Below are 12,985 nucleotides of genomic sequence, written 5' to 3' on the forward strand. Positions count from 1 at the left end.
CAAGCCTTGCCTTTATTCATCCAGGCACCGAATGACCGTCGGTAAGACTAAAAATCGTATTTTTGAATCAAAAAATATCCACTAATGGTTGCGCGACAAACTGCACCTTTCTCGACGTTTACGTTCGGTTTTCTGCGACTCATCCGAGTGCAGAATCTGCTGATCGTTGTCTTGATGCAGTTGCTGGCCCGGCTATTTTTAGTTGGCCCCCGTGAAGAAGGTCTGAAATTGCTTACCGACCTAAGTTTCTGGTTACTCTGTTTTTCAACGGTTTGCATTGCTGCTGCTGGCTACATTATCAATGATTATTTCGACGTCAAGATTGATTTGATCAACAAACCTGAGCGAGTGGTTATAGGTCGATTTCTAAAACGCCGGTTAGCCATCGGTATTCATCAGGCACTAAACGTAATTGGCTGTCTGATTGGTCTTTACATAAGCAAATGGGTATTTTTGGTGGATGTAACGGCGGTAACTTTGCTATGGTTTTATTCGGCTCAGTTCAAACGCCAACCGCTCATTGGCAATCTTGTCATCTCGTTATTAGGTGCTCTCTCACTGTTGGTTCTGGCCGTCTATTACCGGGAAAACACTGAAATGGTGCTCATTTATTCATTATTTGCCTTTGGAATTTCTCTGATTCGGGAAATCATTAAAGACATGCAGGATATACGAGGGGATGCCCGTTTTGGTTGCCGAACTTTACCAATTGTATGGGGATTACGTCGAACTAAATACTTCCTTTACTTGCTGATAGGCGTATTTATCAGCACCCTTTTTCTGATAGCTGGTACGCTTCAAAACGATCGCCTAACATTCATTTTTCTACTGTTACTACTCCCAGTCGGTTGGCTCATTTACCGACTCATTATAGCCGACACCCGTCGCAGTTTTGGCTATCTTAGCAACCTCTGCAAGCTCATTATGCTCATGGGCATTTTTAGCATGATATGGGCATAAAGATGTATGAAATCCCATACCTACTTCATACATCATACATCTTTACACCGTTCCCTCAAGCATTTGGGTATACATTTCGAGTATAGATTATCTTTGATCTTGTCTATACTAAATCATGTAAATTCTTATGAGAACGCTTGTTTTTTCGCTCATGTTGGTCTTGTCAATGCTAATAAAAAGCCAGGCGCAGGACTGTTTGGGAATGACATTTAAAGCTGGTTCGAGTTTTGAGCTTAGCCATTTCAGTGCGAAAGATAAACTGACAGGCAAAGTTGCTTATCAGGTAAAAGATGTCCGAAAAGAAGGGGGTTCAACCATTATAGACATTTCGGCCCAATTCGAAGATGAGAAAGGGAAACAACGTCCTCCCTATCTCATTCACTATACCTGCACCGGAAATGAATTGATTGCCGATATGTCAGGAATGCTACAATCGATGCAGGCTAGTACCATGAAAGACATGGAAATGAAGCTAAAAACCAACAAATTGGTTTTCCCTGGTAAGCTAAGTGTTGGTCAGAAATTAAGTGATGGTCAAATGGAAGCCGAGATGGTGAACAGCGGTAATACCATGGCGAATATGTCGATGACAATGGCAAATCGGCAGGTCGAAGGCAAGGAATCCATAACAACCCCGGCCGGAACATTTGATGCCTATAAGATCACATCAGACGTAAATTTCGAGAATCGAGTAATGGGAATTCCCATACGTAATGCGATGAAGGTGATTAGCTACCGAACAGATAATCAGGTATTAGATATTAAATCTGAAACCTATAATAAAAACGGCAAATTGATGGGGTATTCACTTCTGACCAAAGCAAACTAATGAACAAATCACGCCGTACAGACTCTTGATTTTCAATGTCATTCGCTAAATCAGGAGTCCGTACGGCGTAATTCTTTTTCTTTTACGCAACTTTGTTGCAAAAAAGTGAGTTAAAAGGAAGTACAATTCTCTAAAGCATTGTACTTTTGCGCTTGCTCATGAAAACAGATATCCTTTCCCGCAAAGCCGATTATATTGGTATTACTGGCTCGGTATTGTGTATTATCCACTGCCTTATTACGCCTATCCTGCTATTAACCAGCTCGGTATTACAAAACTCGACGTTGCGCGTTGGGTATCTTAGTCTGGACTACGTTTTTATCGTTGTCAATTTTATAGCGGTTTATTTTGCCACTCGCCACTACGCTTTGCCTGTAATCAAACGGAGTCTTTGGGGATTTCTAACTCTTTTTAGCGTAGCTCTCCTTTTAGAAGAAACGGCCCCAATTTTTGAATACATCGCCTATATGGCTTCAGCAGGATTAGTTGTCTCTCATCTACTGAACATTCGCCAGCATCGACTGAATCACGCTCATTGATCTGAACCGGGATTTGTGTGATTTGATAAACCGACTATGATTTTGAACCGGGATCTGTCGGATTTAACTTATTAAGCTGATTTTGTTTTTCGCTTCAGAGAAGCGTTGCAATCATCTACAAAATCATAGTTAGTCAGTTAAATCAGCTAAATCCCGGTCTTAGTTCGGGCTGAAGGCTCGGTTATTCATAAACGTGTCGTCAGTTAATGCCTTGAGGAAAACGACAAGTCTGGCCTTTTCTAAATCAGTTAGCGCAATACCGAGCTTTCCATTGGCCTTTAAAGCAGGATCAAGAGTTGGGCTGTCTACAACTCCAGATCGGTAATGATCGATAACCTGTTCCAGAGTGGTGAAACGACCGTCGTGCATATAAGGAAAGGTTTTTTCAACATTCCGCAGGCTCGGCACTTTGAATTTCAATCGATCGGTTACATTTAGGGTAATCACATAACGTCCCTGATCATTAATAGTACCAACAGGCAATCCATTATTCCGATAGCTCTTATCCGTAAATAAATCGGTAGCATGGCAAGTCGCACATTTCTGCTGAAACAAAGCTAATCCTGCCAGTTCATCAGTTGTCAAATCTCCGCCAGCTTCTTTTCTGATGTATTTATCGTAACGAGAATCTGCCGAAACCAATGTCAGCAAAAATTGGGAGATAGCTTTGAGAAATCGGGCCGTTGTGACTGTGTCGGAGCCGAAAGCGGCTTTGAACATCGGCGGATATTTCGGACTTTTCTGAACACGGCTAAGCGCTTCCGAAAATTTCAGGTCCATTTCAACTGGATTCTGAATCGGCGATATTGGCAACTCATCCAGGTTTGTCACACCGCCATCCCAAAAAAATTCGCGATCCCATCCTAAATTTTGTAATCCCGGCACGTTGCGCGTTCCGAATTTACTGTCGATTCCATGACTTAGCGCATGATCTGAATGCCCGAATCCGGCAAATTGCTGGTGACAAAACCCGCAACTAACGGTTGTATCACGCGAAAGTTGGGCATCGTAAAACAACGATTTCCCAAGCGCTACGCCTTCAACCGTTAATGGATTCATAGGTAGATTGTAAACGAGCGCAGGAAAGTTTGAGGGCTGTCGGAGCGTAACAGGGGTTGGCTTATAAACAACTCCGCCACCATCAGGATCTGTTGGTCCGGGTGTAGGATCTGGGTCTTTCTGCGTCTGACAACCAACCACCAATGCAAATAAAAGGGTACTGATTACCAAACCCATTTGCATTGAAGATATGGAACCTAACCGTATCATTGATTGGCCTGAATCTGGTCATAGCTAAACATCTGTGCGTAATTGTCAGCGATGTTGGTTGAATATGCATCAAACATCACCGACGAATTTTGAGCAATGCTTAGCTTTGTTGGACCATTGAATACCTTCAACGCATCTGTAACAATTCGAACCGATGGCGTTTTATCAGGCTGAATATTGGCTGACTTAGCGGCAAACGATAGCGTAACTGCACGCAAATTGTTAATTGTTTTCTTGCCATTATAGCCTCCACCAAAGCCACCTATATGATAAAAAAAGGTATTGTTTTGAGTAGCAGGAGCCACCGACGAAATACCTTCCATCTTCATGAAGATATAACCCGAATTCCAGTCCCAATACATCCCATCGTTCAGGCCTGGGTCCAACACGCCTGTTCGTAGACTAATATCTGCCAGACTACGTGTGCTATCGACTCCAACCATAAACGTTAAACCGGTATAATTACCCGCTGGAATGTTCGATAAGGTGATGGTTTGCGAAGCCGGTTTTTCTTCCTGTACTAGAAAGTAACTGCTATCCTGCGGTACAATAAACTCACTACCGTCCTCTTTTCGAAGCCGGATATTACTGACAAAATAGTTGAATTTAGTAATTGTAAATGACTCGCCGACAGCATTCTGATACGTACTTGCATTCAATTTTAAGTCAGATGCACCTACTACATTATCGAATGCAATACGCATTTTCCCCATGTTACCGGGGCTAATTGAGTCATTTGTTTCGCAGGCAAAAATGGCTAATCCGACCAAAATTACGGATATCAGCCCTACGGTAGCAGTTGTTTTCATAGACTATACATGCTTCCTAAAATGTAAACGTTGCGCTATTAGCTAACGAAAACAACGGCAAAATCATGTGTAGCTACTATTAAATCAGCGTTAGAAATGAAACGGGAGAGAGTATGGATAGCATTAGTCACTCTAATGCACAGAGAATTCAAGTACAGAAAAAGCGACTTATATAATTCCTCTTGTTGGATAGCTATTCTTTGACCTACACGTTCAATTTCGGCACTATGCCAATCAATTCGTTGGAGGGTTTCAGCCAATAATTCTAAATTTGATCCTCGTTTTTCATGGTCCAAACATATGCCTTAACGCAAACAAAACCAACAAACAGGCTACTATACAAAAGTGAGATCAGGCCTGGCCAGGCAATTTTTAATAATCCCCTGAGCAAACATGATCTCGCTTTTGCATGGTTACAAGCTCTTCAAATAAGCCATACTTTTAGGCACTTGCTGCTCAGGGATTTTGCTTTCATCTTCAATATAATAGTGATCGACCGACGATTTGCGTGCCGCTTTGAGTACGGCTGGCCAATCAATCTGGCCTGTTCCTAAAACAACCGACTGCTCATTAGCCATACCACCTTTATCACTATGCGGAACACCTTTTTCTACATCTTTCAGGTGCATCAATTTAAACCGATCTGGATATTTCTGCAGAAGTGCGGCTGGGTCCTGACCAGGTAAGAATGTCCAGGTAACGTCCATTTCGTAGCCAACATACTGAGGGTTTGTTTGCTTGACCAAATAGTCGAACAGAGTGCCATTTTCGTAAGGTTGAAACTCAAAACCATGATTGTGATAGCAGAACATAAACCCTTTGTCGTGTGCCTGCTTACCGAATCGATTGAATACTTCAGCCGCTTTCTGCATCATTTCCAGCGTGGCTGCGGTTTTGTGCGGAATGGAGCCGATACGAATATACTTAACACCTAATGCTTTGGCATTTTGCAGAATTGAATCGGGCTTTTGATCAATGGCGTCGTAACTTACGCCATAGCTGCTGCAATGCAGTCCGCGCTGATCGAGTAGTGCGCGTAGTTCTGGAGCTGTTTTACCGAATAATCCTGAAAATTCAATATCCGTAATTCCCCAGGATTTAATCTTATCCAGGGTTCCGGGAACATCTTTGCTAAAACTCTCCCGCATGGTATAGGAAACAATACCCGGCGTTTTCGGAAGAAGTTTACCGAACGGCTGCGCCTGTATAGCCGATGTTACAGCTGTAAGCGCTATCAGAAATAATGGAATGCGTTTCATATTGACGAAAAAAAGGATTACTGGTTAATGAATTTAAATCGTTGTAAACTTTCACTGGCTAATCGCTGGGTTAGTTCAGCAGCTGGCAACTCGCGACCCAAATGAACCGCCTGACCAGACCATAAAGCCCAAAAATCGCCTGAACCTTTTGTCTCCGATTGAGTACGCAAGGGCATCAATGCACCACCCGCAAGTGGAAACGCAGGTGCATCGTCCGACATAGGGCCAACTTCACGCACTAAACGATTAACAATGCTTCGCGCTGGACGCCCTGTAAATACATTCGTGAGAACCGTGCTGTTATCTTCCGCTTTACGAAGCGCATCTCTATGAATATCAGACACTTTCGCTTCTGGGCAAAACAGATAGGCTGTTCCAATCTGGACCGCCGAAGCACCCAAAGCAAATGCAGCAACAATGCCCCGAGCATCAGCAATGCCGCCAGCCGCAATGACTGGAACCTGAACCGCATCCGCTATCTGTGGCACAAGGGCCATAGTACCCGTCTGCGTGGCAATCGAATCGGTTAAAAACATGCCCCGGTGCCCACCTGCTTCAACTCCCTGCGCAATGATGGCATCGCAACCTCGTTGTTCCAGCCAGCGCGCTTCATCGACCGAAGTTGCGGACGAAATCACTTTGGCGCCCGTAGCTTTTACCCGATCGAGAAGAGACTGTTCAGGTAAACCAAAATGAAAACTAACAACTTCTGGCTTTAACTCTTCAACCAGCTCACAAAGTACGGTATCAAACGGGGCACGATTCGACACAGGAATTGGTGCGTTAGGATCTATGCCCAGTTCGTGGTAGTAACTGGCCAACCGCTGCTCCCATCGTCTCTCTCGTTCGCGATCTATAACTGGGGGTTTATGACAGAAAAAATTGAGATTGATCGGCCGCGTAGTATGCTCCCGAATGATCCGAACGTCACGTCGTATCTGCTCAATAGTTAGCATAGCACAAGGCAACGAGCCTAATCCACCCGCTTCAGCAACCGCAATAGCCAATTCCGATGATCCAGGTCCGGCCATTGGTGCCAACAAAATAGGCAACTCAATATCAAACAGTTTCTGAATACGATTGTCAGGCCAAGCGCTCATTACAGAATCATTTTGGGTAGTTTATTTTATAACCGGAAGCGCTACAACTCGCAGTTTAGTACAACCATAAGGAATGAACGTCAGCGTTTCTACTTTATCGGAAACGTCGCCCTGATAGATGCCTTCACGGGTCGTAACGGGCTGCCGGGCAACGCCTTCCACTAGCTTCCAGTTCGGAATTTGACGGCCCGTTGTTTTAATTTCGATGGGCGCATTGGCTTCGTTCCAAACAAAGTTAGCGGGCATAGATTTGACCGTTACCGTTGTGTTTTTTACTGGATCTTCCACAACAGATGCAGGAAGTCCGTAATTCCAGGTGCTTTTGGGCTGATACTCGTAATACGTTCCTTCCGTGGGTTCTGTTTTTTCTTCCACGTTCGCATCTACCTTGAGCGCATACACCAAGGGACCACGCTCCAGCGTACGGGAGTTTTTAGACCAGTTACTCGTTCGAACCGGCATTGGCAGTTGCAAAGTCAGTTTATCCCCATTTTTCCAGGCTCGCACCAGACTAACCACCTGACCACCTTTATCCGTCCGTAGCTTCTGCCCATTTAGTGCTATCGTTGCTTCGGTACACCAACCCGGAATCCGCAAATCGATAGGAAATGTGGCTGTTTTTGGGAGATTTATTGTGAACGTAATCTGATTGTCAAATGGGTAATTGGTGGTTTCCTGAATAGTCAGGTCAGTTCCGCCAGCAAGTTTCGTTTTGAGTGTATTGGGAGCATATTCCAGCGCGGCTACTCCTTTTGCTGGTCCATTCGGCGAACCCGTTGCATACCAAAGATGCGACGCAAATTTTGTCCATCCCTGATGCATATTGGCCGTACAGCACGTATAACCCGCATACGGGCCAAAGACATTATTCATACCACGGCCAAAGGGAAGGGAGAAATCGAACACACCCCGCGAAACCTGTACCTGATTGGCAATCTGAAAATACTGTCGAGATCGGTAATCATCGGTGGTTTGTGTGGGTAAAGCGTTGAAGGTCATACGTTCTAAAGCATCCATATAGGCAGGATCGCCTGTAATACCGATGATTTCTTCTAAGGAAAACATGGCTTCGACAATCGCGCAGAGTTCGACGCCCTGCGTAGGTTCATTGCCGTGGAGATCTTCATCACCCGAGAACATTCCGTGCGGCAATCCATGCAGCGTCATCAAATCACCAAAACCCGTTTTCACCGCAGTCAGGTATTTTTTGTCTTTTTTACCCCGGTAATATTCAGCAGGCATTTTTAGTCCCATGCCCACATTTACCGCATGGCGATCCATCCATTTCGCACCTGTCTGATTAACAGCGGCCCCAATTGCCCAATTTCGACCACCCAGTAAATCGGTCCAATTGGTGGTTTGCTTATAGAGAATGTCGGCCAGATCGAGCAGGAAGGCATCACCAGTGCGTTCGTAGAGCCAATACACCGACATAATATTATCCCCTCCCCGCGACTCCGACCATTCTGTCCATTTGTTGAGTGGACAGGTTTTCAGACTGTTGTATTGATACCGAAAATATTTCGTCATGAACGGAATAACGCGCGGATCGTTGGAGGCAGAATAGTATTGCTGCAAGACTTTAAGCATAATCATGCGCGGCCACCAGTCGTCCCCATCTGCACAGGATTCCATTGGCTTCCCCTCCAGTTCTTTTTTGGTCAACGGACCGAAAAAACCACTTAGCCGTTGCTTATCGAGACTCCAGTTTACATATTTCAGTACTTTATCTTTCAGGTCTTTATCGTCCAAAAGATAGGCCAGCGGCAAAGCACCATCGAGCCAGTATGGCGTTTCTTCCCAGCCATCTCCTTTTCCACCAAGCCAGCCATTATCATTTTTCACTTTAGGGTAATATTCATCCAGATGACCTGTTGCGCCATTTTTCATCGTAACAAGTTGCTGTTGCAGCCAACCTTCTGGCTTTATGGCTCCCAGCGGTAGTTCCTGATATTTTGATGGTGCTAAGGATGTCGGATTTTTGCCAGCTTTTTGCTGCCCTTGAACGGAACCTGTAGCTATAAAAATGGCTGCGATAGCCAATTGAACGAATGTGGTTTTCATGCAATCACGAATCAGACATTGATGTCAGCAAAGTAAAGACATTGCAAACTCAATTTACCCTATTAGGGCATTAGTCATCTTTCAAATGCGTGTAAATGCACCTCGCCAGACTGCCTTCTGGTACATCGGCTAAAATAAAAACGGTCAGTCTCAGAGCAGACTGACCGCACAAATAGATAGTTTTTTGATCAATTATCGAATATTCACATTAAATGTTCCTTCGCTAAAGACTACTTTCTGCGCATTGGTTGCATCATAAGCTGTAAACTTAAACGAACCTGCTATATAGGTAGCTGTTTTTTTACTGATTGTTACGGTGCCGCTTCCGCCATTGATGGTTGAATAATCGGATTTATTCAGGGTAACAGCTGCCAGATTTACAGTTCCAAGCTGATACGTTCCCTCACCAACTGTATTAGGCAGAGCAATGGCTACGACGTCATTAGTCTGGCTGTTAAGTCCGTAAACGGCATAGTAGCCATTAGCTCCCGGAAATGTGGCCAGTGCATACGCATAATCTGGCGCAAAGTTTATTTTCCCATCAACTTTTGCTTTGAAGCCTACTGTTGTTTCCATCTGCTGAACAGGTGCAGGTGTCACGCTGTCATCGGCCTTTTTACTACATGAACTGAAACTTATAATACTGGCAATAGTAAGCGCTGAAAAGAAGTAAATGGTTTTCACGATTGGTCAGGTAATAGTTGAAAAAGAGAGTGAGTGGTTGACAGATCAAAACTACTACACCTCAATCGTCGCTTCCATCGGGAGTCTACAAAAGGTGGGTTTTACTCTAAAAGTGGGGCAAATGGCTATACAACTGGTAGCGTACCTACAATCATTTGCCTGTTCGTTTAAAGCAGCGATTGCAACCGATTAGATACTTTATACTGACTGTACGCCTATTTTGAGGAACATATCTAACCATTTAACGAGCATGGTAGTGTTGGTCTCAGGAAAGCCAACTGTTTACGCAATTTCCCGAAAAGTTGTAAATTCAGGACCAGCAAATACTCGTAATAACCAGTAATGATAGATTTAAATCAGATTAGAGAAATAGCGCTGTCGTTGCCCGAAACGACCGAACAACCTCATTTCAAAAAGCCTTCTTTCAAAGTCGGCAAGAAAATATTTGCGACCTATAACGGAGCACACAATCGAATTTGTGTCAAATTATCGCTTATCGATCAGGGTGCTTTTTCGTCATTTGATTCGTCTATTATTTACCCCGTTCCGAATATGTGGGGCAAACAGGGCTGGACCTTGATTAACCTGAATAAAGTACTGGAAGAAACCTTGGTCGATGCGCTAACAATGGCCTATTGCGAAGTAGCGCCCAAGAAACTTTCTGACCTCATCAAGCAAAGTCGGTACGAGTAAAGCAATGTGAGTTAACTCATTTTATTGATGCCGTAAGGGATTGAAATTGAAAACGTTATCCTTTACATTTACCCTCCTGACAGAAGGGAAGGAGGGACAAAAATGGTAAATCGACAGGCATTACTCACATCAAACTTGCTAGCTAGCCGTATCATCATCACTGCTTTTCGCTAATTTCTTTTTCACGACATCAGCCGGATATTTGAGGGCTAGTCGCCGAATATCGTAGCTGAATTCTTCGTAGGTTTCTTTCCAGAGTTTCGCTTCTTCGGGTGTGTAGTCATAAAAACCCTGCGCGTTTAAAACACCTTTTCCACCGGCCTGTACAATATCGTCAATTAGTTTGGGCACATCTGTTCGATTGCTCAGTGTTGGAAACAGATCTTTCATAACAGTGTGATAGGCGGGTACACCTGTTAAATCCATCCACCGAAAAACGCCTACCAGTGTCATCCAGTAACCTGCATTATTCCGGCAGGCCCGATCGACATCTTCCACCGTCGCGTAGCCATTTTCAACCAGATTGAAAGCTTCTCTGTACATAGCATACATCAGCCGGTTGGTAATAAAACCCCGAATATCTTTTCGAACCAGCGTCGGTTCTTTATCCCAGAAATGTGCTAATTCGTATAGCCATTCGGCAGTGGAAATATCGCTCAGATCACCACAGATAATTTCCAAAAAACGAGTTGTGTGTGAAGGTTCCGACCAATGTAAGCCCAAAAAACGGCTGGGTATGCGAATTTCACGCTGAAGAAGGCTAATCGGAATAGCCGAAGTATTGCTGGTAATGATGGCATTATCAGAAATAACGGCTTCGATTTTCTCGTAGACCGATTTTTTGATCGCTATGTTTTCAAGCGTACATTCCAAAACGATCTGGCTGTCTTTCAACAAACCATAGTCCTTTGTAATAATCAATTGCCGAAGATACGACTCTGGACTTTTCGTAAGCATCCCTTCCCGAAAAGCTCTTTCCAGATGTTCACAAATGCGCGGCTCAGCCGTTTCCATATCTATAGGAAGTGGGGCAACTGCCACCACTGGATGGCCCGACAGCAACAGGCAGGTGGTAATACTGCACCCCATCAGTCCTAGTCCCACTACACCCACGGGTACTTTTTCTGGATTTACTGGCCGGTTCATGCTATTTAGTAAATCTATTGCGTGATATACACTAAGTAATTGATACGTTTACCAATCGACGTTCGTGAATATACGCATCTGAACCAGAATGATATAGTTTTATTTAGTCGTCAATTAGGTTTCCGTTACGCCAAATACACGCTCAGGCGATTTACCATCGGCCTCTAAAAATGCGTTGGGCGTCAGCTGCGTAAACTCTTTGAAATCGCGAACCAGATGCTGGTAATCATAATATCCCAACTCAATGGCCACACTCAACCAGTCGAGTGACGGGTGGGTGTTTTTAAGCTTCATGGCGTTTTCGAAGCGGGCGATCCGAGCATATAGCTTAGGGCTAACCCCCTCACCCTCCACAAATTGTCGGTAAAACTGACGCTGACTCAAACAAGCCTGATCGGCCAGCCAGTCTAGCCCGAGCCTATTGAATGTAATGTTCGTTGGATGTTGCAGCATAAACCGACTTACTTTGTCGATCGGGCGAAGTTGTTTCTGTTTCGTCCGATTTATTAGGTACATCAGGAAAGCCTCTACAATCGGAATCATTTCGGTGTAGTGCTTTGTATAACTCAGCCGCTCATTTACCCGATTAATCTCGGACGAAAAAACGGCTTCGGCATCCACAAACGTATTCGTCAACTCAGAAACCGGAATACCCGTCAGACGAAAGAGGGCCCCAGGCTGAAACTGCACCTGAAATACCATAAAATCGCGCCCAACGTGTCGATTCGTTACAATAGAGTATTGACCATTGAGTGTTGAGCAAGGCTTGCTGAGCAACGATCCGTCAAACCCATAAGCAAGCTTTTCGGGATCTTTTGGATAAAATGCCAGCGAATTTTCGGCACGTGGCCAGTAGGATTTGACGGGCAAAATGGGCATTGACGCCGGAAACGAACAAGCCACAATTTGCAGCGTACGCACATACTCGCGTAAGGCCGGGTGTGGGAGTCGATAGTCGTAGATGCCGTCCATAATAATAAAAGCAGAAAGCAAAGGGAATGAACTTGAAGAAGCCCTCTGCTATTTTAACGCCAGCGGTGGGCCAACAACAGTCATGCCATGTTCTTTATGCATTTTCTGGCTTAACTCTTCGCTGGGTGGTCCTTTTAACTCGTTCATTTTCAAGAAAAATTCTTCCAGATTACCTGCGGGCTGAACCATATATACCTGTTTGCCCCGTTCCGACAACTGAATCCAGGAATGCGGTATACCTCGTGGCGCAAAAACCGTATCGCCCGCTTTTACCGTAAATTTCTCGTTCCCTACCTGAAAGAGATATTCACCCTCAATAATCGAGAACATCTCGTCTTGGTCATGATGTATGTGCAGCGAAGGCCCAACCTTTTGGTTACCAATGTACTCAAAAACAGCTAATTGCCCATTGGTATCTTTACCCGATATTTTCACATCGTTGATGTTTACTCCTCGAAATGGGGTATGAATACCAAAACGAGCCTCTCCACCTTTCACAGTAAATGGCTTAGTGGTTCGTGAATCTTCAATGGGCTGGGTTTGTGGAGACAAGGATGCGGCTCCCAGGGTGGCGGCTAAAAAATGTCTGCGTTGCATAACGAGTTTTGTTTAACTATGTTATGCAAATTTTCAAGGTCAAGCAGAGTGTTTGGTGGTAAAA

Annotated in this window: 13 protein-coding genes; 4 read left to right on the forward strand and 9 right to left on the reverse strand. The window is 44.4% G+C overall.

Going from position 1 to position 12,985, the window contains the following annotated elements:
- The first annotated feature begins 84 nt into the window (after window positions 1–84).
- The 3 genes from ACYVE4_RS14515 (at window position 85) to ACYVE4_RS14525 (ending at window position 2,328) form a co-directional block, all read left to right on the forward strand.
- A complete protein-coding gene (locus ACYVE4_RS14515) occupies window positions 85–960 on the forward strand; it encodes a geranylgeranylglycerol-phosphate geranylgeranyltransferase (protein ID WP_461040873.1) in 876 nt (291 codons plus the stop codon).
- Window positions 961–1,087: 127 nt separating this feature from the next.
- On the forward strand, window positions 1,088–1,789 hold the full coding sequence (locus tag ACYVE4_RS14520) for a TapB family protein (RefSeq protein ID WP_461040874.1): 702 nt from the start codon (window positions 1,088–1,090) through the stop codon (window positions 1,787–1,789).
- A gap of 158 nt (window positions 1,790–1,947) precedes the next feature.
- On the forward strand, window positions 1,948–2,328 hold the full coding sequence (locus ACYVE4_RS14525) for a MerC domain-containing protein (protein ID WP_461040875.1): 381 nt from the start codon (window positions 1,948–1,950) through the stop codon (window positions 2,326–2,328).
- A 159-nt stretch (window positions 2,329–2,487) separates the two neighbouring features.
- On the opposite strand, the gene ACYVE4_RS14530 is transcribed toward ACYVE4_RS14525, so the two are convergent.
- The 6 genes from ACYVE4_RS14530 to ACYVE4_RS14555 form a co-directional block, all read right to left on the reverse strand.
- Window positions 2,488–3,570: a cytochrome-c peroxidase gene (locus ACYVE4_RS14530; RefSeq protein WP_461041307.1), complete on the reverse strand. Its 1,083-nt coding sequence runs from the start codon at window positions 3,568–3,570 to the stop codon at window positions 2,488–2,490.
- A 23-nt stretch (window positions 3,571–3,593) separates the two neighbouring features.
- Window positions 3,594–4,406 (reverse strand): MbnP family protein, encoded by an 813-nt coding sequence (locus ACYVE4_RS14535; protein ID WP_461040876.1) that lies wholly within the window; start codon window positions 4,404–4,406, stop codon window positions 3,594–3,596.
- Between the two features lie 413 nt (window positions 4,407–4,819).
- Window positions 4,820–5,665, reverse strand: a complete 846-nt coding sequence (locus ACYVE4_RS14540; protein WP_461040877.1) for a sugar phosphate isomerase/epimerase family protein — start codon at window positions 5,663–5,665, stop codon at window positions 4,820–4,822.
- A 17-nt stretch (window positions 5,666–5,682) separates the two neighbouring features.
- Window positions 5,683–6,765, reverse strand: a complete 1,083-nt coding sequence (locus ACYVE4_RS14545) for an NAD(P)H-dependent flavin oxidoreductase (protein ID WP_461040878.1) — start codon at window positions 6,763–6,765, stop codon at window positions 5,683–5,685.
- A 21-nt stretch (window positions 6,766–6,786) separates the two neighbouring features.
- Window positions 6,787–8,829, reverse strand: a complete 2,043-nt coding sequence (locus ACYVE4_RS14550) for a beta-L-arabinofuranosidase domain-containing protein (protein ID WP_461040879.1) — start codon at window positions 8,827–8,829, stop codon at window positions 6,787–6,789.
- 192 nt (window positions 8,830–9,021) lie between these two features.
- Window positions 9,022–9,513 carry a DUF6252 domain-containing protein gene (locus ACYVE4_RS14555; protein ID WP_461040880.1) on the reverse strand — a complete coding sequence of 164 codons (492 nt, stop codon included), beginning with the start codon at window positions 9,511–9,513 and terminating at the stop codon, window positions 9,022–9,024.
- A 342-nt stretch (window positions 9,514–9,855) separates the two neighbouring features.
- On the opposite strand from ACYVE4_RS14555, the gene ACYVE4_RS14560 reads away from it, so the two are divergent.
- Complete coding sequence (locus ACYVE4_RS14560; protein ID WP_461040881.1) at window positions 9,856–10,206, forward strand: MmcQ/YjbR family DNA-binding protein; 351 nt, start codon at window positions 9,856–9,858, stop codon at window positions 10,204–10,206.
- Window positions 10,207–10,344: 138 nt separating this feature from the next.
- Here the strand turns inward: ACYVE4_RS14560 and ACYVE4_RS14565 are convergent, their stop codons facing one another.
- The 3 genes from ACYVE4_RS14565 to ACYVE4_RS14575 form a co-directional block, all read right to left on the reverse strand.
- On the reverse strand, window positions 10,345–11,352 hold the full coding sequence (locus ACYVE4_RS14565; protein ID WP_461040882.1) for a 3-hydroxyacyl-CoA dehydrogenase family protein: 1,008 nt from the start codon (window positions 11,350–11,352) through the stop codon (window positions 10,345–10,347).
- A 114-nt stretch (window positions 11,353–11,466) separates the two neighbouring features.
- A complete protein-coding gene (locus ACYVE4_RS14570; RefSeq protein WP_461040883.1) occupies window positions 11,467–12,324 on the reverse strand; it encodes a helix-turn-helix domain-containing protein in 858 nt (285 codons plus the stop codon).
- A 48-nt stretch (window positions 12,325–12,372) separates the two neighbouring features.
- Window positions 12,373–12,921 (reverse strand): cupin domain-containing protein, encoded by a 549-nt coding sequence (locus ACYVE4_RS14575; RefSeq protein WP_461040884.1) that lies wholly within the window; start codon window positions 12,919–12,921, stop codon window positions 12,373–12,375.
- Window positions 12,922–12,985: the final 64 nt, after the last annotated feature.

The sequence above is a fragment of the Spirosoma harenae genome (genome assembly GCF_054776975.1).

Excerpts from the sequence above, each read along its gene's own strand:
- ACYVE4_RS14515 (WP_461040873.1), top strand. The coding sequence starts at position 85 with ATGGTTGCGCGACAAACTGCACCTTTCTCGACGTTTACGTTCGGTTTT.
- ACYVE4_RS14520 (WP_461040874.1), top strand. The coding sequence starts at position 1,088 with ATGAGAACGCTTGTTTTTTCGCTCATGTTGGTCTTGTCAATGCTAATA.
- ACYVE4_RS14525 (WP_461040875.1), top strand. The coding sequence starts at position 1,948 with ATGAAAACAGATATCCTTTCCCGCAAAGCCGATTATATTGGTATTACT.
- ACYVE4_RS14530 (WP_461041307.1), bottom strand. The coding sequence starts at position 3,570 with ATGCAAATGGGTTTGGTAATCAGTACCCTTTTATTTGCATTGGTGGTT.
- ACYVE4_RS14535 (WP_461040876.1), bottom strand. The coding sequence starts at position 4,406 with ATGAAAACAACTGCTACCGTAGGGCTGATATCCGTAATTTTGGTCGGA.
- ACYVE4_RS14540 (WP_461040877.1), bottom strand. The coding sequence starts at position 5,665 with ATGAAACGCATTCCATTATTTCTGATAGCGCTTACAGCTGTAACATCG.
- ACYVE4_RS14545 (WP_461040878.1), bottom strand. The coding sequence starts at position 6,765 with ATGAGCGCTTGGCCTGACAATCGTATTCAGAAACTGTTTGATATTGAG.
- ACYVE4_RS14550 (WP_461040879.1), bottom strand. The coding sequence starts at position 8,829 with ATGAAAACCACATTCGTTCAATTGGCTATCGCAGCCATTTTTATAGCT.
- ACYVE4_RS14560 (WP_461040881.1), top strand. The coding sequence starts at position 9,856 with ATGATAGATTTAAATCAGATTAGAGAAATAGCGCTGTCGTTGCCCGAA.
- ACYVE4_RS14565 (WP_461040882.1), bottom strand. The coding sequence starts at position 11,352 with ATGAACCGGCCAGTAAATCCAGAAAAAGTACCCGTGGGTGTAGTGGGA.
- ACYVE4_RS14570 (WP_461040883.1), bottom strand. The coding sequence starts at position 12,324 with ATGGACGGCATCTACGACTATCGACTCCCACACCCGGCCTTACGCGAG.
- ACYVE4_RS14575 (WP_461040884.1), bottom strand. The coding sequence starts at position 12,921 with ATGCAACGCAGACATTTTTTAGCCGCCACCCTGGGAGCCGCATCCTTG.